The organism is Planococcus sp. RAB007_Raresut (assembly GCF_057369535.1).
In genome coordinates, this window is sequence record NZ_JBXYIF010000005.1 from 366,454 (window position 1) to 390,878 (window position 24,425).

The window sequence follows — 24,425 nt, forward strand, 5'->3', positions numbered from 1 at the left end:
GCCCTCTCCCCCTTTTTCTCTAACTGTTAGACAATGCCCGATCCATTCGCGTTTCGTTTTTGGCAATAAAAAAGACCCTTTCTGCCAATTGTAGCGGAAAGGGTAAAATATTAACGAAAAGTTTTATTGTTTCTTAAAAAAGAACTCCTTGGAATACCATAACCCCGCAGCAAACAGCAACAGTGCAATGTAGGCTGGGAAGATATGAATGAATGTTGTATACCCGATCACATAATGAATGATGATAGCAGCGCTGAAAGCTGGGATTCCGCCGAGCAAAAAGGTATACCAAACCCATTTTTCTCCTTGTTGAAATCCCCAGAGCGCGAGCATCAATACAAGTAAACCTACACTGATCAAGGCGCTTCCGAGACCTGCGCGGTCGTGGGCAATAACCGGAATCAACCGGTCATTTATACCGGCTAATTGTTCCGGACTCATGCAAATATAAGCGATATCCGTTTGAACAAATACCCCATTCACACCGATCGTGGAAATGACGAGCCCAGCAACTGCAAGAGCCGTACCGAGTGCCACAAAAGCAAGCTGCCCCCACAAGCTTTTCTTCCATGCCCTGTGATTCGTCCGATTACTCGATGATGCGTGTTCAGCATGATTCTTAGTCATCAAATAGCCTTTCCAAAAAAACGGCAGTAAGATCAACCATAAAATGCCGTGCAGCCAGTCAAAATAACCGAATCCAAGAAACAGCAATATTCCTAAAAATCCCAGAATGCCAGCAATATGAATTGCTCTTTTCGCCCATTGCAGCCCATACCGGACACCATGCCGAGCCAATTGCATATAGATGATGCCGCCCGATATCATTGTTCCGGCGACCGTCATCCGGTCATGTTGCATAAAACGGTAAATATTCGGGTTAATCGCGATTAATTCTTCCCTCGTCATCTTCAAGAACGCTTCATCATAGGGCAGGACAACGATCGTCATACTGACAATTAAAGCGGCAAGACCGCCTATCAACATCAGAAACCCGAATAGCCAATGCCAGATCCAACCGCTGTATGTATCCTTTACTGCAATCTTTGTATCCAGTAAAGCTTCATTGATCCGCTTCGGCAATCCGGGACCGGTAAAAACATAACCCGCAGTGAGCATTACCAGATCCGCTCCAGCCTCGAATAAAGCCAGTGCATCTCTCGGTTCCTTGATGCCTCCGGAAACGATAATCGGGATGCTGCTCTTTTTTCTGATTTCTGCTACCTTTGTTGCCAAATTGCCTGCATCGGCCAAAGGATATTCCAACCCCTTGCCGGTATCTTTTGGCTGCTCATCGATAATGACGCCATCCACCCGATTACCTGCTGTCAGCTTCCCAATAGTATCAGAGTCCAATTCATCTCGTGAACATGCCAGTAATAGCGGCTTATCCTTACTAGCCTCCCTCAACAGCTGCCACTCATCTTCTCCATAATGTCCTTCTATAATCAAAGCATCACCGTAATCAGCGAGCATCTGCATTAAAGAGGAAATTTCACTAACAGATTCTGCACTTCCAATCCGGATAAACAGCGGTTTCTGAAATCCTTTCAGTTCTTGCAGCTTCGTCACAGTCTGTTCCAGTCCCGGGGATTCCGCACGATAGGGAAAAATAAGATTGTCTTTCGCTTGCGTATATCTTGGCACACCATCTTCTTCCGGCTTTGAAGTGACCGGACCAGTTTCGATAAAACCGAACCCCAAATGGCCGAATGCCTTAGTGCCAGTCAGTGCAGAATCAATCTTTCCGCTTAATCCTACTGGATTGGAAATTTTGAATCCAAAGAGTTCTGTTTCCAACCGCGCAGACGGATTGGTATGTCCGAGATATTCGATTAGTTTACTTCCACCCGGTACTCTGGAAATGACAGTCATGCCCCGGTGGATAAACTCTCGCCCTTTCGTTGCCGGCAATTGGGAGAGCGTCGGTTTAAACAGCGTATGATACGTCCAATCCGGCAAAGAAATCACGTCCTATTGTTGATATATCCTCATTTTACATTAACTGTTCAGAGAAAGAATAGCCTTTCATCCTTTCTCATTAAAAAGGAATATGTATTAACAAGTCTGACTCTAAAGAAAAATTTCTTCATTTGAAGTTAAGGCATCGAACGCACGGCAATTTCGATGACTGCCGAAAGAAGAGCTAAAGCAACCGTCATCAAAGTCGAAGTGAATATAAGCCGTTTTGTAAAAACGCCACGTTTATCAGCATCGTTGAATTTGCGGCAAAGTGTGTAAATCAGCACACCTGTTGCAATGGATGCGCCCCAGGTGATTAGGCCTGTCTCTGTCGTTAATATTGTCCAGTCAAAAATCCAAATTAAGAATATCGAAAGGTGAACGATGACTGTGGCGATTGATGCCAAAAATAAAAAAAGTTTTATCATATATGCAATCCTTCTAACTGGTTGGGATTTATGTAATGGAACGAGCTCTTATTCCTAAGGACGTTATCCGTCAGTCAGACGTTGCATCTGCGTTATTCAATTATTTTGTAATTCACCGAACTAATAGGCTATTTAAAGACTGCTTCCACTTCATTGATTCCCACACAAACCCTCACCAGTTCCACCTGCTCTTCAATCCCTTTCAGTTTCGCCGGGAAAGTCTCCACCTGATTGCCCTCCCGCTCCACAATGGCGCGAAGTTTCGGCTGTTCCAAGTAATCACGGCTGATGATGATGTCGCCGCCCGCTCCCTGACCTTGGATACGAGCCGCCAGATTGACGGTGCGTCCGAAATAATCGAGGCGGTCATTCGAGGTTACGGCAATGGCCGGTCCGCTGAATAAGCCGACTTTCAGGACAATCGGATCTTGCTTGCCTTCATTGAATTCCGCGAGGTTCTGTTGAATATCTAGGGCCGCCTTTAAGCCGTCCTCCGGCAAATGGAAGACCGCCATCACGGCGTCGCCGATCGTTTTCACGACACTGCCTTTGTTTTTCCCGATCCATTTTGTCAGGTAATCGAAATGCTTATTGACCTGGCCATAGGCATTGGCGTCCCCCACTGTTTCATAAAGTGAAGTCGACCCCTGCAGATCGGTAAAGAGAATCGTCACATGATCGATGCCGATCTGCTGGCCCGGCGACAGGATTTCGGAAGAAAATAAATCTCTGAATTCCTGCATCGCTGTCACTTTTGCCGCTGTTACGGCATTCTTGCTCCAGTCTGCCTGTTCCAGAACCGCGACGATATCCCGGTCGCTCGAGTTGTGGACTGTGAGTTCCGATACCGGCAGCAAGCGGGACTCCGACCAGCCATCAGCGGTAAATCCAAGAGACGTTTCCGTTTCTGTGGCCGCCCGCTCGACATTCACCATTTCGTTCGATTGCAATACCCTCAGCCGCCATTGCCCTTCCGATTCCGGGACTGGAAAGCGCGCAGTCTTGCCTCGCTCAATTATTTTCTGCACTTTGACATGAGGTGTGATGATCGGTGCTCCGACACAATACACTTCCGCGTAGGCTTTCCGGATCGACGGATGAACAGAAAATTGAAGTTCGACAAATTGATCGAAGCTGGCGTCGTAATTGATGCCGCATAAATCGCAGTGGAAGTCGGCAGTCAGACCCGACAGCGAAGTCGTCGCCGATTTGGACACCCGGCAATTCGGGCAGATCATATTCCAGCTCAGATTAAGAATGCCGGATTTGGTCGCATACAAAAACAGGCTCAGCACTTCATCCGGATCCGCCTGCCATTGCTCAGCCAGCACAAATGGTTCCATCAACGCCACATCGTGATCGCTTTTTTCCACGAGATGCCGGTGCAGTAAATCAACCTTCGCATCCTCGACAGGCCAGCTTTTCAGGACTTTCTCGAGCCGCTCCAGTTCTTCCAGCTCCACTTTATGCTTGGCCGTTTTCCGAGGCGCTTCGTGCAGTTTTTGCGCGCCGGATGTGATGAAATCATCCAGGTAATCCAACGCTTTTTTCATCGTCGGAACCGCCACAGCGTAAATCGCCGCGATTCCCATCAAGTTTTTCGGGATGAATTCCATCGTCAGCCGCACCGTTGTTTGGGTCTCTACCGAACTTGGCGACACCTCGAACAGCTCGATTGTCCAGGTATAAAAACGGAACGGCCCGCTGATATAGCGACGCTCGATCCGGTACTCTTTGAACTCTTCCCACTGGAAAGGGAGCTCCTGCCACTTCATCGGAACCACACCAGCTGCAGTCGCGCTCGCTTCCCTGTAAAAAACGCCCTGTCCTTCTTTTTTCACTGTGCTGAATGAGACAGGAAAAAGGCCGATATACTGATTCATCCGGTCGTTATCCGCCAGCAGTCCCCATACTTCTTCTTTACTCAAATTATAAACGCGTTCCATTGTAAACACTTTCGGTGCAAAATTCATCTGTCACTCTCCTACGAAATAGCAATGGCAATCGCTATAATGATGATGTGAAAAATCTGGTCGGCCACAATGCACAGCCATGCCTGTTCGGGGCCTTCCGCCGTCTGCACATTGCGTACCCAAAACGATACGAATGTCCTTCTGTCCAATATAATGTGGCTGATAATGATCAAAGCGATTGCCGCGAGCGACAATCCGCCTGACATCAGTCCGAAAATGCCGACCACAATCGTATAGACTGCGACATGTGCGAGTAACGGCAGCCATTTCGTTGCTTTATTCTTCGCCATCCATGACGACTGCAATAAAAAATCTCCAATTAAATGCCCGATCAACAATAAATCGAACTGGCTCATAAGCGGTACTCTTTTTTATGATCCGCTTCGTATTGCGTTAAGTCGTAATCACTTTCCGCCAGAACCGTTGTGAACGCATCGACAATGGCACTGTCAAAAAGCGTATTTTTGCAGCGGATCAACTCTGCCGCCGCGTCCCTATAAGGCATCCCTTTACTGTAAGAACGCGCCGTCGTCATGGCATCGAATGTATCCGCCACACCGACGATACGTGCGAACAGGGAAATCTCGTCCCCTTTCAGGCCATCCGGATAACCGCTGCCATCGATGCGCTCGTGATGGGAACGGGCTGTTTGAATGACATCTGCCATCGCTCTTTTCGGTTCCATATTCGACAGGATGTCGGCACCGACTACGGTGTGTAACTTAATCGCTTCGTATTCCTCTGTCGTCAGCCGGTCAGGCTTACGGAGGATATCATCCGGGATGCCGATTTTTCCGACGTCATGCAAGAGCGCCGCTTTATATAATTCTTTCTTCCGATCTCCCGCCATGCCAAGCTTGTCGGCAATCCATACCGAATAATTGGCCACCCGCTCTGAATGCCCCGCTGTATAGGGATCCCGTGCATCGAGCACTTTAGCCAAAGTCCGGATCATGCTGAGGAACATCTGTTGCAGTTCGTCATACATTTGGCTGTTGTGGAGCGCCATCGCCGATTGGCTTGCAAGCGCGACAGCCAGGGAGACATCCGCTTCATTAAAGAAATCGCATTGCTTCTTATTCAATAGCTGAAGCGATCCCAGCACCTTGCCTTTTACCGTGAGCGGCACCGTAATCATTGACTTCGTCACAAAACCACTTGATACATCCACCCGGTTCGACCAATCCGGATGCTCCTGTACATCACGTATCAACACGGGCTCTCCGCTCATAATCACTTTGCCTGCGATGCCTTCGTCTTTCTTCAGCCGGATATTGACGATTTTGTCAGCCGATTCGCCGTAAGCCGCGACCACTTTGATCTCTTCGCCGTCCTGCTCCAGCACCCAAAGCGTGCCTGCCTCGGCGCCGATCATCGTCACCATCTGCAGCAGGATGTTCTGGAACACTTCTTCTATCTCCAAATTTGAATTCAATTGTTTTGCGGCTTCCAGCAGCTTCAATAATTCCTGAACCTGCAATTCCAAATTCTCCACGTGTTCCACGGTACTCCCCCAATGACGGTCATTTATTGTTTATTATCGGCTGAAAACCCTTCAACCTTAACCCTTCGCGGATAATAAAAAAGCTGAACCCATAGGGATTCAGCTTTTACCGTCAACTTATTGCTCACCATTTTGGTTTGGCGCTCTTTTCATTGCCGCGTTTAAAATTCCCTGTCGCTTTCGCCAGCAGCAACTGCTCTTGTCGGTGATCACCCGTGGCAGCTGCAAGCTTTGCAGACAGCCGCTCAGCCTCTTTCCCTTTCAACGTGACTACTGTCTTCCCTTCATAACTGATCAGCACCGTATGATTTTTCGTCAGTTGATAAGCAAACGGCTCTTCGTCAAGACGGCCGTTTTTATCAATCCCGCTCATTGACGCCACCCCTTCAGAAAATTTCTGAATTCATTTCAACACACCGTACACAACCCCATTATTAGAGTGGCGGCAGGCTTTCATAAATTTCGAGCAAGTTCCCCGCAGGATCCCGGAAATGCGCCACTTTAATGCCCCAGTCTTCCTGGACGGTCGGCGCGGTGATAAAGTCGACTTTCTTCTGAAGTTCCCGGTACTTTTCATCCACATCATCGACTTTGAAAATGAGCGCGGCTTTATCTGATCGTTTCCGGAGCAAATGGTATTCCGCTCCGATTGCGTCGGCCATCTGCTTCCGTTCAAATAAGGCCAATTTAACTCCATCAAACTCAAAATCGGCATAATTGGAAACTTCATCTCCCCACGACACGTTGAAACCCAAAACATTCCGGTAAAACAGAAAACATTCCTTGTAATTGTCCACCAATAAGCGAATATGCGTCAGTTCCAAACAAATTCCTCCTATTACAACGATTTGCTTTCTTTCTCTTTCTCTAAAGTCTGCCTGTTTTCCTCTATCTAAAGAAAAACAGCTTCCGTAATAATAGCGGAAGCTGTTCATTGTTTTTTATCATCAAGCAATATAATCTTCTTTTGGAATATCTTTTGCTTCCGCCCTCTGATAATAACGGCCTTGCGTCAGTACAGCCAACACTACCGTCAAGCCAGCTGCCAGCAGCGCGGCGAAAAAAGCAGCAGTGCTTTGCAGGAACGTGCCCATGTAGCCAAGTGCCGCAATCGTGCCGATAATCGTCGGCAGCAGCAGCGAAATGACGCCGACCGGATTCCATTTATACAAATTCGATTGTTCGGATTCGTAATAGCGAGGCCCGATCTTAAGCCATTTCTTCACGACCAGGGCATCCGTCACTAGAATCGAAGCCCATGTCATAAGCGCGACGCCCTGGAATGTCATCGCGGTATCGAGATGGTCGATGATGCCGCCTAGCATCAATGCCATGGCAGCGACGCCCGCAACCACTACCCAGAAACGCCGGCCCGGCGTGAAGCGGAACATGTTCTCGAAAAAACTCGACAGGGACAGCGAAGAGCTGTAGATATTGGTGATATTGATGCGCACTTGCGTCAGTGTCGTAAACAGCACACCGCCAAGGCCCAGCAGCACCACGATATAAACACCCGGGTTTGATTCACCTAACGTCACACCGAACCAGATGCCAAGGCCGCCCATAACACCAAAGCAGAATATCTGCGGGATGAAGCCGATGGCGATGGATCCGATTTTCAAGTCTTTCGGTTTCAGGAAACGCGCATAATCAGAAGCGATCAATGCTGTCAGTCCCATGATGCCATGCTGCATGCCGATACACAGCAATAAGGCGGTACCGCCGATCTGTACACCTTCCGGCATATACGTCCAGAAATTCCCGTCATATACTGACGTCCGGTTGAAGGCAACGACGATTGCAGCGATTAGGAAGATGCCGAACAGCGGCAGCGACCATTTTTGAAGTTTGTCCAATTGTTTGATGCCAAACCAGTTCAACGGAATGACCAATGTGCCGAAGACAACAATCAATATCCATAAGGGGATGGCGGGGAAATATGCATGGATTGCGGATACCAGGATCATGCCTTCGAAGGCACAATACATGATGAAATTCGATGCGTAAATTAATGAGGTGAGTGAGGCGCCGATATAACCGAACCCTCCGCGGGACAATAAATTGACGTTCATGCCTGATTTAGCGGATAAATAAACAATGATCGAACCGATGATGCCTGCGACAATTATGGCATAGACAGCCGAAATCATGGCATTCCCCGCTCCGAATTGAAGTGCCATTACACTGCCCATCTGGAAATAGAAAATGGCGGTGGCAATGCCGAACGTAATATTCGTGATGCTCAGCCAGCCCATGTTCCGTTCTTCCCGTGGAACCCGGTCGAACGTATAATCTTTGGTTGGTTCTGCTTCTGGTTTATAATGCCTGTCATGTACTTCCTGATCTGCGGTAATCTCAGATCTCATATTATCCTCTTCTTTCTGTATGGAGTTTTAAAACATATAAAAAAGCAGGTGGCTCCATTCCCATCAAGGCGCTGGCGCCCCAAGGAATAAAAACACTTGCCTTTTAATTTTAACATATACTATATTCCGATATTTCGTCTGGCGAAATTTTCGTACTTAAGACAGGCAATTCAGCCATTAATTGTAAAATATTGGTCTACAGAGTTTTCCCACAATAACTTAATAGCTTGACTGATTTTGCATTGCCATCTTCTTTATCAATGAAGTGACAAGCACCGGGTTGTCCAAATGAATAGCGTGGCCAGCATCTCCAACCATCACATGTTCACTATTTGAAGACAATGCCGCAAGCTCCTCCTGGAATTTCAGCCACTCCTGCATGGACTCTGCCGTATGGTGAGGCTGATTGCCGCCGGTCACTACCAATAGCGGTATGTCTTCCAGGCTTTTTCCACGGACCTGATCAAGGCTTTGCTCAAATTCTACCAAAGTCGCTTCGACGGTAAACTGATTCAAATAATCCTCTTTCACTTCATCTTTAAACAACGGCACCATCTTCCGATTCTGATCTTCGTGGCAAGAGTCCAGCAAGATTACTCCTGCGACTTCTTCAGGATAAAGGTGTGCGAAAAACCGGACGTTGATGCCGCCGAACGAATGGCCGACTAACAAGTAAGGCGGTTCGACCTTCGCCTTTTCAAGCAGCCCCTTTAAATTCCGGACAATTTGCAGGCTGTGCATTGGTTCTCCACTTCTGTCGCTCTTGCCGACACCGGCCCGGTCATAAAAGAACATTCCCACTGATTCTTCCAAGTTTTTTCGAACCGGCTTCCAGTTTTCCATGGACCACCCATACCCCGATTCAAAGACGACGATTGGCCCTTTGCCCGGTTTACCAGCTCGTTCATAATACAGCTCTGCGCCGTTTATGGACACTTTATCGCCAACGCTTTTCTTCACTACACGCACTCCTCTATTCAACTGACAATAACCGGTGGTGCATATTTTTCATTAATTTTATTTTCATTCATATCAACAGTCGTGTAATCCAGAATAACACCTTGGTCATATGTAAAGAGATGCTCCAATCCTACTCTGCCTTCCAGAACTGCCGGCAAATAAACACGCAAATTCGCCGCCACTCCCCGGTTGTCTTTATGAAGAATCCAGTCAACCTGCTTCCAGTCCAGGATGCCTTCCGCTGTTCCGGCTGGCGTCACCAAACGACTGCCTTCCGGCAAATCAGCTATAAAAAGATACATGCCTTCCCGGCCTTCGTTGCTCTTGAATATCACATTGCCTGCATAAGTCAGCTCTTTCAGGAGAATTCCCGTTTCTTCAAAAGTCTCCCTGATGACACTTTCAAATGGCGTTTCACCGTTCTCTATTTTGCCGCCAACACCGTTCCATGTGCCCATCTGCGGCTTTTTCAACCGGTTCAGCAGCAGGAATTGATCCCCGTTTCTGATCAAACAAAGCGTATATTTCAGCATAATGTAAATCCACTCATTTCCTATTCAACTATTCCGCATCGTCAGCCTATCCGGATTTATTCCGATGGATGCTTTTGATCCCATTCTTTCAGCGACATCTTTTCAAGCTTCTCATTAGAATCCAAGCGCAGCGGCGCAATCAATTCCAGTGAGTTGCCGTCCGGATCGTGGAAATAAACCGCCGCATGGGCATGTGCATCATTTGCCAGGACCAGCGGCTGCTCCTCGGGCGAAAAGCCGAAAGCCGTCCGTGATTCGAGCCCTCTTTGCTTTAGCCAATCTCCTGCATTTCGGATATCTTCAAGCGACACGTGAAAAGCGATATGCCGAAGCGACGGATGATAAGGCGTGTCCACTTTATCTGTCTCCCACAACCCCAGCCAGCTGTGTCCCTTCTCCATCCAGAAAAAAGCAAGCTTGTCTGTTTGATAAGCCAGTTCCAGATCCAGCTTTTTATAAAACTCGATTGATGTCTCCAGATCGCGCACCGGTAAATGGGCTTCGTACAGGCCTTTGATCATTATTTCCCCTCCAGTATCTGTTGTAAGATATTCATGGCAGTCTCAGCCTCTGCTTGTCTCCCAATAAACTATCTCTTCGCTCTCAGCCACTTTACTCATCCCGACTTTTTCTAATACACGGATCGATTCCCGGTTATCCACCAACGTTTCCGCTTTGATCTTATGTATACCATCCTGCTTCCATGCCCAGTCGACCAAGGCCTCTACCGCTTCTGTCGCATATCCTTTGCCCCGGTATTCTTCAAGCAAACCATAGCCGATTTCCACTGCGCCCTTATCGTCCGGCGCACCTTTGAATCCCAGGTCCCCGATGATCGTATTCTCCGATTTCAAAATCGCAAGCCACGGTCCCCAGTAAAGAATGGCTGGATTTTCTGCAAGCTGCTTCAGGTGATTTTCAACCTGCGGCCCGTTATCGTACTGTTGTTCTTCCAGCATCGGGATTACATCTTCCGTGCAAGGGCTGATAATCAATCGTTCAGTTTCTATTTTCATTTCCCACAGTCACTCCGCTTTCCCTCTTGTTGTTCATTGCTTCCTTTAATACCAATAACGCAATTTCATGGTCATCCATCACATGCGGCACTTCTTCCGGCTCCACCCAAATGCGCGTCAAGGTCTCATGCTCCCGTAGAAATGGCAGACATTCCACAACGTCCATCCGGTAAAACAATTGGTAACCGACCTGCGGATATTTTCCGTTCTCCACGAACTTCACGTTTTCTGTATGATCGACACAAATCGCCCCGATATAGGTTACATCCCCTTTGACATAAGCTTCTTCATATACTTCGCGGTGCAGCGTTTCTTCAGGGCTTTCCCCCGATTCAATATGGCCGCCGGGAACATTAAAGCCTCTGCCCTTCACATGGACGAGCACCACTTTGCCTTCATAAAAGCAATACCCGTGTACACTCGTCACAATATCAGCCGATTCCATCTTTCTGTATGGTTCCCAGCTAAGGCTGATGATATGGCCGCCCCAATCTACATATGCCTGATTTTCCATGCGTTTGCCCCCTACCCTTGCTTCGTGACTTTATCAGCTTTGGCAATACTGAAGAAAAGCACAATCAGCGCCATTACAGCCAGTGCAACCCAATAACCGATATCGTTCACCGCCAGCACAATTGCTCCTGCACTCAATAAAACAGACAACACCAGCCCCAGCATTGTTCTGCCATCTTTTAAAACTGCCCAATTCATCTACAAAGCCCTCCTTTTTTCACTTAATCATACCATCCGAAAGCCCAGTAAAATACAAAAATACTGAATTTTACAATTCCTAGACTGATGTTTCTTATTCAATACTGTTTTAAATTCGAGCAGAAAATAAGAAAAAACACATTTCATCTTTGAAACAATCAATCCATTTAATGTAAGTTTTACAGCTTAATTTAAGAGAATCGAGTTCATTTTTTCATTGAAGGCTCTTCTTAAATCCTTTCGCGCTAACGTTAGGAGAGAGTTTTAGCCAATTAACTGTTTTTCATTATATAAAGATACAATATATCAAAAATATATCAAAATATTTAAATGCGTTCACAAAACCATTACAAGGGTTTAATTCGGGAAAATGGCATGCTACACTAATCAAGGCTTCAAAGATAAGTGATAAGAAGCATCAGATTATTAATAACACCTTAGACATTTTGGTTTAATAAATAAAATACGAGAATCACTATTCAACGATATGAATCCAGTGAATTCCAGACATTTAAGGAGAAATAAAAACATGAAAAAAACAAAAAAAGCTTTACTATCTTTCACTGCCACTATTGCCCTTTCAGCTGCTATTGCTGCACCTACTAGCGCAGCTACACACCAAGTAAAATCCGGTGACACGCTTTGGAATATTGCACAGGATTATGGAACTACGGTTTCTAGCCTGCAAAGCATCAACGGTATTTCAGGCCATATGATTTATCCTGGCCAAACATTCCAGACTAGCGCAGGTTCTTCTGCAGCATCCAGCAGCACGAAAGCGCCGCAAGTAACACAAGTGAGCAACCCTACTTCTTCAATCGCATCAATTGCACAACAATATATCGGAGTTCCATATGTATGGGGCGGCTCAACGCCAGCAGGATTTGACTGCAGTGGATTTATCGCCTATACACTTAACAAAGCAGGCCACAACGTAAGCCGCACAAGCGCAGCTGGTTACTATAACATGGCGACGAAAGTCAGCACTCCGCAACAAGGGGATCTGGTTTTCTTCTCTGGCACATATAAAGCAGGAATTTCGCACGTCGGCATCTATGTCGGAAACGGCAAAATGGTAGCTGCCAATAACGGCGGAGTAGAAGTCGTTGACGTATTCGGCCCTTATTGGGGAGACCACTTCACTGGCTACGGCAGAATGTAATAAACTCAATAAACGAAACAGATCAGGATATAATTCCTGGTCTGTTTTTTTTGTGTTTTTAAATCTGACAGCACAAAAAAACCGGACCCCTAAGGATCCGGCTCTGCAATATTAATTTTTATTCAACCGTAACGGATTTCGCCAGGTTACGCGGCTTATCAACGTCACAGTCTCTGTGAAGTGCTGCATAATAGCTGATCAGCTGAAGCGGGATAACCGATACAAGCGGAGTCAACAATTCATGCACTGTCGGAAGAACGTGGCTGTCGCCATCTTCGTTCAGGCCTTCCATTGAAATGATCATTGTGTTTGCGCCGCGCGCCGCCACTTCTTTGACGTTTCCGCGGATGTTCAAGTTTACAGATTCCTGTGTTGCAAGTGCGATAACAGGTGTACCTTCTTCGATCAAAGCAATCGTACCGTGCTTTAATTCGCCGCCGGCAAAACCTTCCGCCTGGATATACGAAATCTCTTTCAACTTCAAAGCGCCTTCAAGACCAACGAAATAATCCATCAGACGGCCGATAAAGAAGCAATTGCGTGTCGTCGAAAGGAAATCATGCGCTAATTTCTCGATTTCTTCCTTCATATCGACTTGCGCCTGGATGGCGTTTGCCACAATACCCATTTCCTGCACAAGATCGAAACCAAGGTCGCGTCCGCGTGCTTCTGCAGTTACGGCTGCCAAAATCGCCAGAACTGCCAATTGTGCTGTGTAAGCTTTAGTAGACGCTACAGCGATTTCAGGTCCTGCATACAGTAATAACGTATGGTCAGCTTCGCGTGACAAAGTCGATCCCGCAACGTTTGTGATTGTGAGTGACGGGTGGCCAAGTTCTTTGATGCGCACCAGTACCTGGCGGCTGTCAGCTGTTTCACCTGACTGGGAAATGAAGATGAACAACGGTTTTTCGGAAAGAAGCGGCATGTTATAGCCGAATTCGCTCGCTACATGCACTTCCACTGGAATGCCCGCCATTTTCTCCAAATATTCCTTGCCGATCAGACCAGCATGATAGCTTGTGCCCGCTGCGATGATATACAGACGGTCAGCTTCCTGCAAAGCATCAAGGATTTCAGGCTGGATCGTCAATTTCTCGTCCTCGCCTTGGTAAGCCTGGATGATTTTGCGCATCACTGCCGGCTGCTCATCGATTTCTTTCAGCATATAATGAGGGTATGTGCCCTTATCGATATCGCTCATGTCGATTTCAGCAGTGAACGGTTCGCGTTCCACTTTTTCGCCTTCAAGCGTCAGGATCTCCACGCTGTTTTTACGGACGATCACGATTTCCTTGTCCATCAATTCAACGAATTGGTCCGTCACTTGCAGCATTGCCATAGCATCAGACGCTACAACGTTGAAATCTTCTCCAAGGCCGACAAGTAAGGGGCTCTTGTTTTTCGCGACGAAAATCGTCTGTGCTTCTTCAGCGTCAAGCAAGGCGATCGCATACGAACCTTTCATCAACTTCAAAGCTTTGCTGAACGCATCCTGCGTCGTCATGCCTTCGCCTTCAACAAATTTACCGATCAATTGAACGATGATTTCCGTGTCCGTATCGGATTCCATTTCCACATCAGCCAAATAATCGCGCTGCAGGTGGTGATAGTTTTCGATTACGCCGTTATGCACAATCGTGAAACGGTCTGACGTGTTCTGATGCGGGTGAGCGTTTACCTGGCTCGGCTTGCCGTGCGTTGCCCAACGTGTGTGCCCGATTCCCGTATTTCCTGTCACGTCGCCGTTCACAGCTCCGCGAAGATCCGCAATGCGGCCTTTTTCCTTGAATACTGTAATGCCATCGCCGTTGCGCACAGCAATACCCGCTGAATCGTAGCCGCGGTATTCCAAGCGCTCAAGGCCTTTCAATAGGATCTCTTTTGAATCTTTTTCTCCGATATACCCAACAATTCCACACATAATTATAGTTCCTCCAATTTTTTTCAATATCAAAAAGAGCGTTCGCCATTTTGCGCGCACGCATGCTTGAGCCCATCCATCCTGTTGTACAGCTGATCACTCAACTGCTTTGAAGATGGACATAACGACCGGGCTTCACGGCCGGGAGGTATCCGCCGAAATCTCGATACTCCTCCTCCTCGTCTACTGGGAAATGACTTGTCCGTCCGATTTCCCCAGTACAGGCGCTTCAACTAGTTTCCTTTTTACGCTTTACTACTATCCCCCTTTTTTGGCGGCCTTAAACAGGCTACTATATCATACCTTTTCCAATTCCCTTAGTCAATCGTCCCTAAGTCCTTAGACAAAGATGTATTAATATCGAATAAAGGATAAAATTCGATTTTCATATCTGTCTGCCGACAAAATATTTACGTTTCTGTTAATTTATTTATTAATTCAGCCCTATAAAAAAACCGTTCCGGAAGCATTTCAGCTTCGGAACGGTCTCAATTTTTATTTCATGCCCATCTCAGCACGGACCACTTCTGCAATCCGCTCGACATAGCGTTCGCAATCTTCTTCTGAAGCTGCCTCCACCATGACGCGCACCAACGGTTCAGTGCCGGAAGGACGCACAAGCACACGGCCATTGCCGTTCATTTCAGTTTCAACTTCTTCGATTTCAGCAGCCACTTTCGCATTATCCGTCACTGCATGTTTGTCAGTTACACGGATATTGACAAGTTTTTGCGGGAAGATCGTCATTTCAGCTGCAAGCTCGGACAATTTCTTGCCGGTAACCTTCATGATGTTCACCAATTGAAGGCCCGTCAATAATCCGTCGCCTGTTGTATTGTAATCAAGGAAAATGATATGGCCAGACTGTTCGCCGCCAAGGTTATAACCGTTTTTGCGCATTTCTTCGACCACATAACGGTCACCCACTGCTGTTTTCACGCTGGTCATGCCGTTTGCTTCCACCGCTTTGTAGAAGCCCATGTTACTCATTACCGTTGACACGACTGTGTCTTTATTCAAGCGGCCCTCAGACTTCAAGTATTTACCGCAGATATACATGATCTGGTCGCCATCGACAATGCGGCCTTTTTCATCCACCGCAATCAAACGGTCGCCATCGCCATCGAAAGCAAGTCCGATGTCAGCGTTTTTCTCCACGACAAGTTCCGCGAGCTTCTGCGGATGCGTGGAACCGACCTGGTCATTGATGTTCAAGCCGTTTGGCGAAGCTCCCATTGAAGTGATGTCCGCATCAAGATCAGCGAATACATGCGTCGCCAAAGTTGAAGTGGCACCGTGTGCACAGTCAAGCGCGACATGGATGCCGTCGAATTCTTCGTCAACTGTCTGTTTCAGATATTGGATGTATTTCTGGCCGCCTTCAAAATAGCTCGTAATGGCGCCAAGGTCACCGCCAGTAGGACGCGGCAGCGTATCTTCCTCCATATCCAGCAAGGCTTCGATTTCAGCTTCCTGTTCATCGGAAAGTTTATAGCCGTCAGAACCGAAGAATTTGATGCCGTTGTCTTCGACAGGATTATGTGAAGCCGAGATCATTACGCCCGCTTCCGCGCTCATCACGCGCGTCAGATAAGAAACACCCGGTGTACTGATAACGCCAAGGCGCATGACTTCCGCTCCGACACTCAATAATCCGGCAGCCAAAGCACCTTCGAGCATTTCACCTGAAATACGGGTGTCGCGCCCGATCAAAACTTTCGGTTTATCCTTCGAACTTTTCGTTAACACATATCCGCCGAAGCGGCCCAATTTAAATGCAAGTTCCGGTGTCAATTCACTATTGGCAACACCGCGAACTCCATCTGTACCAAAATATTTACCCATGCTTTTATTCTCTCCTTAAATCCAATGCAATATCGGATAATAATGCCTATCTTATATGGATGGTTGCAGTCGAGGGGAAAATCAGCCATTTGGCTTCTTCCACTCCTTCTGCCGCAACCGTCAGTTTATGCTGTCCCATTTTTTCCGCTGCATCTACATATACCACAAAATCTTCCAAGTTCAAACTTCCAAGCAACTCTTCAGTTCCATAAGCAATCAAAGACACAAGGCCATCTTCGGGATTGAGGAAATCGGCTTTATTGCCATCTTCCAGCCCTCTGATTTCCAGTGGAAGATTTTCAAAGATTTGCTGATCAAGCGCATCGTCCTGATTTGTTAGGCCAAAATTGATATCTTCCGGCATCAGCACAGTTTCATCCACACTGATTTCGGCTTCCACGATAAGGGTTCCCGGCTCTACAGCGCTTGTCCCTTCCGGAGCTGCGAGATCCACTTCAATCGCTGTATCCGTCAGGGTGACCCCGCTGATATTCACTTCCACTTCGTATTCTTCGATTGTGTCCACGACATTCCGCGGCCCTGAAATCTTGACGGTATCAACATCTGTTTCAATCTCATCCACAGTAATACCTTCGCGGGCCGTTCCCGTTTGAGTCAGTGTGATTGGAACTTCTTTGCTGTACTCTTCAATCACAGCTTCGACTTCCACCACTTCGGGCTCGATTTTTACATTGTCCAGTTTTGTCAGGTCGTTGGCAAGCACACGCACTCTCGCTTCCCTTGTCACGGAAGAATCTAAGCCCGGCTCTTCTGTTACTGTCGCTTTCACAAAGCTGATGGAATCAATGACACTTTTCGGTCCGCTGACCATCACTGTATCCGGATCGGCAGATATGCTCTTCAGCACATAGCCTTCCGCAATCAAGCGTTCATTCAACTCTGCATCAATTTTGAATTCCTGGGTGACCCTTTCTTCAATCTGCACATTCAGGAAAGTCGGTTCGATCCGGACACCCAATTGTTCAGAAATATTCTCCGTCTGCACCCGCACGCGATGTTCCCCGAGCTGGAGATTGCGCAAATCCACAAAGACCGTAAAGTCCTTTATCTGCTGAGTGGCCTGGACCATGCTATTGGGTCCTGTAATATGGACATCGACTGTCGCCGGCACGCCGCTGACCATCAGGCTTGTATCATCGTAATAGACTTCGAGCGGTACATCTTCAATAATTTCGGTCATCGTATTGCTGGCCGCTGAATTATTGTTTTCTTCTTCCGCTTTTACGGAAAAGAACATAAGAAAGGCTAGCAATAATGCAGTAATCCTCAAAAACCAGGGGTTATCCATCATTTTATCCATTCTTTTTTCCCCTCCAGTTCCACCATGAAGAAGTTTCATCCTGTTGTTCTTCGCCAAACCAGATACGGCGGAGTTTCACTTCAAAATCCTCTAAAGACAGATTCCGGTGCAAATCGCCGTTCGCCGTCAAACTGATGGCGCCCGTTTCTTCCGAAACAACGATTGTAATGGCATCTGTCACTTCACTGATTCCAAGAGCTGCGCGGTGGCGGGTTCCGAGTTCTTTGGAAATAAACGGACTTTCCGATAATGGAAGATAACACGCTGCCGCCGCCACTTTGTTCTTCTGGACGATTACGGCTCCATCGTGAAGAGGTGTATTGGGGATAAAGAGGTTTATCATCAACTCTGACGTAATGTCTGAGTTCAAAGGTATTCCGGTTTCAATATATTCACTCAATCCGGTTTCACGTTCAATGGATACCAATGCGCCAATACGCCTTTTCGCCATATAACTGACGGATTTCGTCATTGCTTCGATCAGCCTGTTGCGCTCTGATTCCTCATTTAAAGTGCTGCTGGAAAATAATTTCCCGCGTCCCAGCTGTTCAAGCGCCCGCCGTAATTCCGGCTGGAAGATGATGATAATGGCCAGGAAACCCCAGTTGAGCACTTCCTGCATAATCCACCCGAGCGTTTGCAAATTCAATGCCTGCGTGATCAATTGAGCGATGATAATGACAAAAATCCCTTTTAATAATTGAACGGCTTTTGTCCCTTTAATAATCGTTATCAATTTATATAAAACGAACCAAACTAATAAAATATCAGCTATATTGATTATGAGTTCGAGTGGTGTTAGGTTTGTAATATTATCCAAAAACGGCATCTGCAACCCTCGCTTTTCTACATCTGCATGAAATAAGTATATCATAAATCATTCTGGTCATGCTTTCATATGCCGTGAAAACGCCCATTCGAATCTGGACGCAAAAAATCCGCCCCAAAGGGACGGATTTTATTCTTCGATCATTGCGTCTTCATTGCTGAAAATGGAAGCCGCGTCTTTGAAGGCATCTTTAATGCTATACCATAACCAGTCAAATGCCTGGTCTATCTCTTCCACTTCACCGGTAATCACACCACTGGAGGCCATATATTGTCCGTTCACAACGGTAACGTCGCCATGGAGTTCCCCGTCGACACGCAGATTACCGTTCTTCACTTTAATGTTCCCGGTCACCACTTCACCTTCCGGCACAATCACTGTATTCCCTTCTACAATAACATTCGGCTGCTTCGTGAAGGAGAACTGCTGATCATTATTGAAATCCGAGAACAACGCTGCGCTCATCATTACAAAGAAAATCGCAGCGGCCGTCAAAAGTGGATGCTGCTTGAACCAGCGCTGCGCGCCTGAACGCTGTTTCTGTTTCGGCAGTTTGCTCATCGTGGCTTCCACGAAGCCCTTTGGCGCTTCTATATGGGATGCACTCTGGACGAATGCAATCGTCTTGTTCAATTCGTGGTAAATCTTCTGACAATCTTGGCAGGTCGCCAGATTTTCTTTCAACACCCGTTCTTTGGATGGTTCAAGGTCACCGTCTAAATAATCGTTCATATACTGGACGATGTAATCCGGACACGTCTTCATCCTGCTCGCCTCCTACAAATTGCTTAATTGCTTCCGCAAGGCTTCTCGCCCACGGTGTATGCGTGTTTTCACAGTCCCAAGCGGCAAATCCAGAATTTCGCTGATCTCAGCCAGCGGCAATTCTTCAATATACTTTAATACAATAGCTGCCCGGTACTTATCTGGCAAGCGGCTAATCTCATATTGTACCCGCTCCTGAACCTCCATCTTCACCAGCTCATCTTCGGGAAGCTGGTCGTCGCCCGCAATGCTCGAGTACATATTCAAGCCTTCTGCCCCACGCACTTCTGCATCAAGGTGATAATCCGGCTTTTTCTTTCTGATCCGGTCGATGCACAAATTTGTAGCTATACGGTAAAGCCACGTGGAGAATTTTCTCTTTTGATCGAATGTATGAATATTGACGTAAGCACGCATAAAAGCTTCCTGAGCTATATCTTCGGCTTCATGTTTATTGCCGAGCATACGATAGCAAATTTGATACAGCTGGTGCTGATACAATTCTACAATCTCTGCGAATGCGTCTTGATCGCCTTTGATGACTTTTGCTATTCTCTTGTTCACTAACGCATCCATGATCTCATTTCCCTCCGCCTATGCGGCTATGTTTTATATACGGATAACCCGATGAAAGGTTTCATTTATTTTCTCTTTTCTATCGTATCAAATATTACCCAAATAAATCCATCTAATTTTCATACGAAATAACTAAAGGATTTGTTCCTTATTTCACAAAATTTATTTCCATAAAAATAAAAAAACAGGCTTTCGCCTGTTTTAAAGTAATTTTTCGCCGAGCAATGAACCGATTAGAGCCACTGCCACGTCTGCTGTTCTATTTTTTTCATCCAGAATCGGATTGACTTCCACAAATTCAGCGGAAGTGATGATGCCTGCATCGTGCAGCATCTCCATCGCCAAATGGCTTTCCCGGTAGCTGATGCCGCCTGGTACTGGAGTTCCAACGCCTGGTGTATATAGAGGATCGATGCCGTCCAGGTCAAGAGACAAGTGGACACCGTCTGTTCCCCGTTCTTCTTTTAAATAACGGATTGCATCTTCAATAACAAAATCCATACCCATTTTATCGATCTCGTGCATGCTGTAGACTTTGATGCCGCGCTCACGGATTAATTCGCGTTCGCCCGGATCTACAGAACGTGCACCGATGATGACAATGTTTTCCGGCTTCACTTTTGGTGAAAAGCCGCGGATCTGCGTTAAGTTCTCGTGGCCATGGCCAAAGCTTGCTGCAAGCGGCATGCCGTGGATGTTCCCTGACGGCGATGTCTCGCTCGTGTTCATATCTGCGTGGGCATCATACCAGATCACACCTAAATTTTCATGGTTCGGTGAAATGCCTGCAAGTGTTCCGATAGCAATACTGTGATCTCCGCCAAGAACCAATGGGAAGTTGCCTGTTTCCGTAACTGCCTGAACCTTCTCGCCCAACGCTTCCATGGCTTCAGTGATGACCGTCATATTGCGAAGATTCGTATCTGTATCGATTTTCCCATCAGCGTGGCCGACTTGGATGTCCCCTTCATCCTTGACGGTATGCCCTAAGTTTTCGATGCGATCAACAACACCCGCATAGCGGATGGCGCTCGGTCCCATATCGACTCCGCGGCGGTTTTGCCCGTGATCCATTGGAACTCCAATAATTGACACATTTAATTTATTCATGTTTTTATACCCCCTTGAGTAGTTAAACCCATTGTAACCGCTATCAACTCAATGGCTCAACCGCACAAGATTACGTATTTTTATTCATCCGTTTCTTCAGTAATTCTTTTACTGCCGGCCATTCTTGATCAATAATTGAATAGACAACAGCATCTCTTGGCTTGCCGGTGGAACGGATGCGTTCGTTGCGCAGTGTCCCTTCCTTTACTGCCCCTATGGCTTCAAGCGCTTTCTGCGACCGCATATTTTCACTGTCTGTTTTAAACTGGACCCGAATCATGTCGCGCTCTTCAAAACAATAAGCGAGCAGCGCATATTTCACCCGGCTGTTTAATCCGCTGCCATGCATTTCTTCCGCATAAAAAGTTGAGCCGATCTCACAGCTTTTATTCGCCTCATCAATTCCGTAAATACGGGTTGTGCCGACTACTTTTCCGGTGTCCGGCTGTTCTACAGCAAACACCAGCACATTCGATCCGTTCAATCCTGCCTCTAACCAGTCCGTTAATTGCTCGAACGTCTCCACTTTTGTCAGCATATGTTCGAAAATACCCGGTGTATACAGGTCCCATAAAGCTTCGAAATCCTCCCGCTTCAATAAACGCAATCGCACGCCTGGCTGTTCAATAATCATCCAACTTCCCCCTTAACCGAAATAAACCGCCTGGATTCTTTCCAAAAACTCTTTTTCCAAGTCATTCTTTTCTTTGCAAATGAAATAAGTAGCGACTTCAGGCAATGGAAACAAATCAAAATGCGCTTCCAAAAGACGCCCTTCAATCAATTCCCGGCGCACCATCGACCTCGGCAAAAAGGATACGCCCAGCCCTTCCTGTATAAAACGTTTCGCAATATGCGCCTGCGTCACTGTCATTGTCCGCAATTCAGGTGCTTTCAAATTTAATTTCACTAACAGCTCGTCCCAGAATACCGGATGATGATGTGTGAAAAGATAATGGGAGCGCAGCATCGCTTCATCGGAGATGACCGGTCCCGACTCATCATCGTAAGCATCCCGCGGCACGACAAAAACAAGTTCGTCTTTATACACCACTTCACTATGCAGCACACGGCTCATCGGCTGAATGGCTGAAATCCCTGCGTTTACTGCCCCGGTCTCCACCAGCGCTTCAATCTTTTCCGATTCCTCCACTTGGATCACCAATTCCAAATCCGGATGCCGCTTCGTAAACGACTTCAATAGATAAGGCAGCACCGTCTCCGCCATCAAAGGCGAAATCGCGAGCACCCATTTCTTACGGTAGCCCTGCGCAAACGAGTGGACCCTTTCCACACTCTGTTCCAACTGCCGCAGAAGCGTAACCGCTTCTCCTTTGAATAACTTTCCTTCCTCCGTCAGCGATACCCGGTTCTTCTGCCGCTGGAATAAAACCACTCCGAGGCTTTCTTCAAGCAGGCGGATGTGAACAGTAACACTCGGCTGCGACATCAGCAGCCTCTCGGAAGTCTTTCGGAAATTCAGCGTTTCCGCTGCATCGGCAAAAGTCTTTAGCCATGCCAAGTCGATAATGATCACTTCCTTATCGATTAATATTTTGAATTGATTTAATTATAAATCATTAATTTTAATAATCAATATACCCGGGTAAACTTTAAGAAAAGGAGGAATTCACATGTTCCAAAAAGGGTTGAAAGATGTAGTGGCAGTTCAAACGAAAATCGCTTCAGTAGATGGGGAGAAAGGGGAACTGCGGTACCGTGGAAGCCTGGTTGAAGAAGCGATTCAACACAAAAGTTTTGAAGAAACCGCTTATTTTCTATGGCACGGAGAATTTCCGACAGCAAACCAGGCTCAGGAACTGAGCCGGCAATTTCTGAGGTGCCGGACACTTCCCTCTCATATTGAAAAGATTGCCGGAGAACTGCCGGTCAATGCTCCGCTCATGGATAAAATGCGGACCCTGCTGTCAGCTTATTATGATGAAGAGTATATTTCATTGTCCCCATACGAACAGGCAATTGCCCTCACTTCCGCGTTGCCCGTTATGACCGCCATGCTTTACCGGCTTCAAAACGGATATGAGATAATTCACCCGAATGATAAACTTGGACACGTCGCCAATTATTTGTGGATGCTCGACGGAGAAGAGCCAAGCGCTGCGCAAATCGAAGCTCTTGAAACTTATTTGAAGCTGACGATGGAGCATGGCATGAACGCTTCGACTTTCGCTGCGCGAGTCACCATTTCCACAGAATCGGATATGGTGGCTGCTGTCACTTCCGCTCTCGGCACAATGAAAGGGCCATTACACGGAGGCGCTCCTTCCGGAGTCATCACCTTGCTCAATGAAATCCATGCGGCTGATGATATCGATTCTGTAATCAATGGAAAACTGGAAGCGGGAGAAAAAATCATGGGCTTTGGTCATCGCATCTACCGAACCGAAGATCCACGTTCCATTCTTTTACGCGGGAAATGCCAAGAGCTTCAAGGCAGCGATCCGTGGCTGGATCTCGCAGTGGGCGCCGAGAAAAGGATTATCCATTTGCTTAACGAACGAAAACCGGGACGCGCGTTGTACACCAACGTGGAATTCTATGCTGCAGCTATTATGCGTTCCATTGCAATGCCTCCTGAATTATTTACACCAACATTCAGTATCGCCCGAATCGTCGGCTGGACAGCCCACACTATCGAACAGCAGGAAGATAACGTCATTTTCCGTCCGCAATCGATTTATGTTGGAAACTAAGAAAAGCGACGGCACCCGTTTAGCTCTGAAAAGCATAAGACAGACCAGCAGAGTGGCGTTCTTTGCCACGGCAGCTGGGTTGGCTTATGACTCGAAGAGCTGGGTCGCCGGAGTCTGGACAGCAGAAAAGCGCAAGCGCCCGTTTAGATTCGAAAAGCATAAGACGATTTGGCGAAGCGGCGTTCTTTGCCGCATAGCCAAAGTGGCTTATGACTCGAGAATCTGGGCGCTGGAGTCTGGACAAAGAAAAGCGACGGCACCCGTTTAGCTCTGAAAAGCATAATTAGAAAACTATACTTTCTTATCCATAAAAAAATCCCGTATCCAATTGAATGGATACGGGATTTTTACACATGGATAGTACAAATACACATGGAACAATGGAGCCTAGGGGGCTCGAACCCCTGACCTCGACGCTGCCAGCGTCGCGCTCTCCCAGCTGAGCTAAGGCCCCGCGCTGAACAGGCGCAAGGTAATAAAAGATGAGCCATGAAGGATTCGAACCTTCGACCCTCTGATTAAAAGTCAGATGCTCTACCAACTGAGCTAATGGCTCATAAAAAATGGCTGGGGTACCTGGATTCGAACCAGGGCATGACGGGATCAAAACCCGTTGCCTTACCGCTTGGCTATACCCCAATGCCAATATAAAACTGGTGGTGGGGGGCAGATTCGAACTGCCGAACCCGAAGGAGCGGATTTACAGTCCGCCGCGTTTAGCCACTT

The 24,425-nt window shown here is 47.1% G+C and carries 25 protein-coding genes and 3 tRNA genes; 2 read left to right on the forward strand and 26 right to left on the reverse strand.

The genetic code is table 11. From position 1 onward, the window contains the following. Window positions 1-123: 123 nt before the first annotated feature. The 14 genes from AC2Q9J_RS12635 to AC2Q9J_RS12700 all read right to left on the reverse strand — a co-directional run bounded on the left by AC2Q9J_RS12635 (window position 124) and on the right by AC2Q9J_RS12700 (window position 11,453). Window positions 124-1,971: a beta/alpha barrel domain-containing protein gene (locus tag AC2Q9J_RS12635; protein ID WP_499040407.1), complete on the reverse strand. Its 1,848-nt coding sequence runs from the start codon at window positions 1,969-1,971 to the stop codon at window positions 124-126. A 128-nt stretch (window positions 1,972-2,099) separates the two neighbouring features. Then, window positions 2,100-2,390, reverse strand: coding sequence for a hypothetical protein (locus AC2Q9J_RS12640; protein ID WP_499040409.1), 291 nt, complete (start codon window positions 2,388-2,390; stop codon window positions 2,100-2,102). Window positions 2,391-2,518: 128 nt separating this feature from the next. After that, on the reverse strand, window positions 2,519-4,363 hold the full coding sequence (locus AC2Q9J_RS12645) for an adenylate/guanylate cyclase domain-containing protein (RefSeq protein ID WP_499040410.1): 1,845 nt from the start codon (window positions 4,361-4,363) through the stop codon (window positions 2,519-2,521). 11 nt (window positions 4,364-4,374) lie between these two features. Further along, complete coding sequence (locus tag AC2Q9J_RS12650) at window positions 4,375-4,719, reverse strand: DUF3307 domain-containing protein (protein ID WP_499040412.1); 345 nt, start codon at window positions 4,717-4,719, stop codon at window positions 4,375-4,377. After that, the gene (locus tag AC2Q9J_RS12655) at window positions 4,716-5,867 is read right to left on the reverse strand and encodes an HD domain-containing phosphohydrolase (RefSeq protein ID WP_499040414.1); all 1,152 of its coding nucleotides are present in this window, start codon (window positions 5,865-5,867) and stop codon (window positions 4,716-4,718) included. Before AC2Q9J_RS12655 ends, AC2Q9J_RS12650 begins: the two co-directional genes overlap by 4 nt. Before the next feature lie 124 nt (window positions 5,868-5,991). Then, window positions 5,992-6,240: a hypothetical protein gene (locus AC2Q9J_RS12660; RefSeq protein ID WP_499040417.1), complete on the reverse strand. Its 249-nt coding sequence runs from the start codon at window positions 6,238-6,240 to the stop codon at window positions 5,992-5,994. A gap of 61 nt (window positions 6,241-6,301) precedes the next feature. Next, the gene (locus AC2Q9J_RS12665; RefSeq protein WP_499040419.1) at window positions 6,302-6,691 is read right to left on the reverse strand and encodes a VOC family protein; all 390 of its coding nucleotides are present in this window, start codon (window positions 6,689-6,691) and stop codon (window positions 6,302-6,304) included. Window positions 6,692-6,814: 123 nt separating this feature from the next. After that, window positions 6,815-8,233 (reverse strand): purine-cytosine permease family protein, encoded by a 1,419-nt coding sequence (locus tag AC2Q9J_RS12670; RefSeq protein ID WP_499040421.1) that lies wholly within the window; start codon window positions 8,231-8,233, stop codon window positions 6,815-6,817. Between the two features lie 219 nt (window positions 8,234-8,452). Continuing rightward, the gene (locus tag AC2Q9J_RS12675) at window positions 8,453-9,193 is read right to left on the reverse strand and encodes an alpha/beta fold hydrolase (RefSeq protein WP_499040423.1); all 741 of its coding nucleotides are present in this window, start codon (window positions 9,191-9,193) and stop codon (window positions 8,453-8,455) included. 17 nt (window positions 9,194-9,210) lie between these two features. Further along, window positions 9,211-9,726 carry an NUDIX hydrolase gene (locus AC2Q9J_RS12680; protein WP_499040425.1) on the reverse strand — a complete coding sequence of 172 codons (516 nt, stop codon included), beginning with the start codon at window positions 9,724-9,726 and terminating at the stop codon, window positions 9,211-9,213. A gap of 56 nt (window positions 9,727-9,782) precedes the next feature. Then, the gene (locus AC2Q9J_RS12685) at window positions 9,783-10,247 is read right to left on the reverse strand and encodes a VOC family protein (RefSeq protein WP_499040426.1); all 465 of its coding nucleotides are present in this window, start codon (window positions 10,245-10,247) and stop codon (window positions 9,783-9,785) included. A 42-nt stretch (window positions 10,248-10,289) separates the two neighbouring features. Further along, complete coding sequence (locus AC2Q9J_RS12690) at window positions 10,290-10,742, reverse strand: GNAT family N-acetyltransferase (protein ID WP_499040428.1); 453 nt, start codon at window positions 10,740-10,742, stop codon at window positions 10,290-10,292. Then, window positions 10,726-11,256, reverse strand: coding sequence for an NUDIX hydrolase (locus tag AC2Q9J_RS12695; protein WP_499040430.1), 531 nt, complete (start codon window positions 11,254-11,256; stop codon window positions 10,726-10,728). The genes AC2Q9J_RS12690 and AC2Q9J_RS12695 overlap by 17 nt, the downstream gene beginning before the upstream one ends. Window positions 11,257-11,267: 11 nt before the next feature. Next, window positions 11,268-11,453: a hypothetical protein gene (locus tag AC2Q9J_RS12700; RefSeq protein ID WP_499040432.1), complete on the reverse strand. Its 186-nt coding sequence runs from the start codon at window positions 11,451-11,453 to the stop codon at window positions 11,268-11,270. A gap of 529 nt (window positions 11,454-11,982) precedes the next feature. Here AC2Q9J_RS12700 and AC2Q9J_RS12705 point away from each other — a divergent pair. Next, complete coding sequence (locus AC2Q9J_RS12705; protein WP_499040434.1) at window positions 11,983-12,615, forward strand: C40 family peptidase; 633 nt, start codon at window positions 11,983-11,985, stop codon at window positions 12,613-12,615. A gap of 118 nt (window positions 12,616-12,733) precedes the next feature. Here AC2Q9J_RS12705 and glmS read toward each other — a convergent pair whose 3' ends face one another. The 9 genes from glmS to AC2Q9J_RS12750 form a co-directional block, all read right to left on the reverse strand. Continuing rightward, window positions 12,734-14,539, reverse strand: coding sequence for a glutamine--fructose-6-phosphate transaminase (isomerizing) (gene glmS, locus AC2Q9J_RS12710; RefSeq protein ID WP_101803572.1), 1,806 nt, complete (start codon window positions 14,537-14,539; stop codon window positions 12,734-12,736). Window positions 14,540-15,034: 495 nt separating this feature from the next. Next, on the reverse strand, window positions 15,035-16,384 hold the full coding sequence (glmM, locus tag AC2Q9J_RS12715; protein WP_499040437.1) for a phosphoglucosamine mutase: 1,350 nt from the start codon (window positions 16,382-16,384) through the stop codon (window positions 15,035-15,037). Between the two features lie 46 nt (window positions 16,385-16,430). Beyond that, the gene (locus AC2Q9J_RS12720; protein ID WP_499040438.1) at window positions 16,431-17,705 is read right to left on the reverse strand and encodes a CdaR family protein; all 1,275 of its coding nucleotides are present in this window, start codon (window positions 17,703-17,705) and stop codon (window positions 16,431-16,433) included. After that, a complete protein-coding gene (cdaA, locus tag AC2Q9J_RS12725) occupies window positions 17,698-18,534 on the reverse strand; it encodes a diadenylate cyclase CdaA (protein WP_499040440.1) in 837 nt (278 codons plus the stop codon). Before cdaA ends, AC2Q9J_RS12720 begins: the two co-directional genes overlap by 8 nt. Before the next feature lie 129 nt (window positions 18,535-18,663). Further along, the gene (locus AC2Q9J_RS12730) at window positions 18,664-19,299 is read right to left on the reverse strand and encodes an anti-sigma factor (protein ID WP_499040442.1); all 636 of its coding nucleotides are present in this window, start codon (window positions 19,297-19,299) and stop codon (window positions 18,664-18,666) included. 12 nt (window positions 19,300-19,311) lie between these two features. Beyond that, window positions 19,312-19,875: an RNA polymerase sigma factor SigW gene (sigW, locus tag AC2Q9J_RS12735; RefSeq protein ID WP_499040444.1), complete on the reverse strand. Its 564-nt coding sequence runs from the start codon at window positions 19,873-19,875 to the stop codon at window positions 19,312-19,314. A 201-nt stretch (window positions 19,876-20,076) separates the two neighbouring features. Beyond that, the gene (gene rocF, locus AC2Q9J_RS12740) at window positions 20,077-20,985 is read right to left on the reverse strand and encodes an arginase (protein WP_499040446.1); all 909 of its coding nucleotides are present in this window, start codon (window positions 20,983-20,985) and stop codon (window positions 20,077-20,079) included. A 70-nt stretch (window positions 20,986-21,055) separates the two neighbouring features. Next, a complete protein-coding gene (locus tag AC2Q9J_RS12745) occupies window positions 21,056-21,619 on the reverse strand; it encodes a GNAT family N-acetyltransferase (RefSeq protein WP_499040448.1) in 564 nt (187 codons plus the stop codon). A gap of 12 nt (window positions 21,620-21,631) precedes the next feature. Beyond that, the gene (locus AC2Q9J_RS12750; RefSeq protein ID WP_499040449.1) at window positions 21,632-22,507 is read right to left on the reverse strand and encodes a LysR family transcriptional regulator; all 876 of its coding nucleotides are present in this window, start codon (window positions 22,505-22,507) and stop codon (window positions 21,632-21,634) included. Window positions 22,508-22,619: 112 nt separating this feature from the next. Here AC2Q9J_RS12750 and AC2Q9J_RS12755 point away from each other — a divergent pair, with 112 nt between their 5' ends. Next, window positions 22,620-23,699, forward strand: coding sequence for a citrate synthase/methylcitrate synthase (locus tag AC2Q9J_RS12755; protein ID WP_499040451.1), 1,080 nt, complete (start codon window positions 22,620-22,622; stop codon window positions 23,697-23,699). 381 nt (window positions 23,700-24,080) lie between these two features. Here the strand turns inward: AC2Q9J_RS12755 and AC2Q9J_RS12760 are convergent. The 3 genes from AC2Q9J_RS12760 to AC2Q9J_RS12770 form a co-directional block, all read right to left on the reverse strand. Further along, window positions 24,081-24,153, reverse strand: a tRNA-Ala gene (locus AC2Q9J_RS12760). A 29-nt stretch (window positions 24,154-24,182) separates the two neighbouring features. Beyond that, window positions 24,183-24,255, reverse strand: a tRNA-Lys gene (locus tag AC2Q9J_RS12765). A gap of 8 nt (window positions 24,256-24,263) precedes the next feature. After that, window positions 24,264-24,338, reverse strand: a tRNA-Gln gene (locus tag AC2Q9J_RS12770). Window positions 24,339-24,425: the final 87 nt, after the last annotated feature.

What these genes read in the sequence shown, in the direction of transcription:
- AC2Q9J_RS12640 (WP_499040409.1), bottom strand. Translation starts at nt 2,390, where the DNA reads ATGATAAAACTTTTTTTATTTTTGGCATCAATCGCCACAGTCATCGTT.
- AC2Q9J_RS12645 (WP_499040410.1), bottom strand. Translation starts at nt 4,363, where the DNA reads ATGAATTTTGCACCGAAAGTGTTTACAATGGAACGCGTTTATAATTTG.
- AC2Q9J_RS12650 (WP_499040412.1), bottom strand. Translation starts at nt 4,719, where the DNA reads ATGAGCCAGTTCGATTTATTGTTGATCGGGCATTTAATTGGAGATTTT.
- AC2Q9J_RS12660 (WP_499040417.1), bottom strand. Translation starts at nt 6,240, where the DNA reads ATGAGCGGGATTGATAAAAACGGCCGTCTTGACGAAGAGCCGTTTGCT.
- AC2Q9J_RS12670 (WP_499040421.1), bottom strand. Translation starts at nt 8,233, where the DNA reads ATGAGATCTGAGATTACCGCAGATCAGGAAGTACATGACAGGCATTAT.
- AC2Q9J_RS12680 (WP_499040425.1), bottom strand. Translation starts at nt 9,726, where the DNA reads ATGCTGAAATATACGCTTTGTTTGATCAGAAACGGGGATCAATTCCTG.
- AC2Q9J_RS12685 (WP_499040426.1), bottom strand. Translation starts at nt 10,247, where the DNA reads ATGATCAAAGGCCTGTACGAAGCCCATTTACCGGTGCGCGATCTGGAG.
- AC2Q9J_RS12690 (WP_499040428.1), bottom strand. Translation starts at nt 10,742, where the DNA reads ATGAAAATAGAAACTGAACGATTGATTATCAGCCCTTGCACGGAAGAT.
- AC2Q9J_RS12695 (WP_499040430.1), bottom strand. Translation starts at nt 11,256, where the DNA reads ATGGAAAATCAGGCATATGTAGATTGGGGCGGCCATATCATCAGCCTT.
- AC2Q9J_RS12700 (WP_499040432.1), bottom strand. Translation starts at nt 11,453, where the DNA reads ATGAATTGGGCAGTTTTAAAAGATGGCAGAACAATGCTGGGGCTGGTG.
- AC2Q9J_RS12705 (WP_499040434.1), top strand. Translation starts at nt 11,983, where the DNA reads ATGAAAAAAACAAAAAAAGCTTTACTATCTTTCACTGCCACTATTGCC.
- glmS (WP_101803572.1), bottom strand. Translation starts at nt 14,539, where the DNA reads ATGTGTGGAATTGTTGGGTATATCGGAGAAAAAGATTCAAAAGAGATC.
- glmM (WP_499040437.1), bottom strand. Translation starts at nt 16,384, where the DNA reads ATGGGTAAATATTTTGGTACAGATGGAGTTCGCGGTGTTGCCAATAGT.
- AC2Q9J_RS12720 (WP_499040438.1), bottom strand. Translation starts at nt 17,705, where the DNA reads ATGGATAAAATGATGGATAACCCCTGGTTTTTGAGGATTACTGCATTA.
- cdaA (WP_499040440.1), bottom strand. Translation starts at nt 18,534, where the DNA reads ATGCCGTTTTTGGATAATATTACAAACCTAACACCACTCGAACTCATA.
- AC2Q9J_RS12730 (WP_499040442.1), bottom strand. Translation starts at nt 19,299, where the DNA reads ATGAAGACGTGTCCGGATTACATCGTCCAGTATATGAACGATTATTTA.
- sigW (WP_499040444.1), bottom strand. Translation starts at nt 19,875, where the DNA reads ATGGATGCGTTAGTGAACAAGAGAATAGCAAAAGTCATCAAAGGCGAT.
- rocF (WP_499040446.1), bottom strand. Translation starts at nt 20,985, where the DNA reads ATGAATAAATTAAATGTGTCAATTATTGGAGTTCCAATGGATCACGGG.
- AC2Q9J_RS12745 (WP_499040448.1), bottom strand. Translation starts at nt 21,619, where the DNA reads ATGATTATTGAACAGCCAGGCGTGCGATTGCGTTTATTGAAGCGGGAG.
- AC2Q9J_RS12755 (WP_499040451.1), top strand. Translation starts at nt 22,620, where the DNA reads ATGTTCCAAAAAGGGTTGAAAGATGTAGTGGCAGTTCAAACGAAAATC.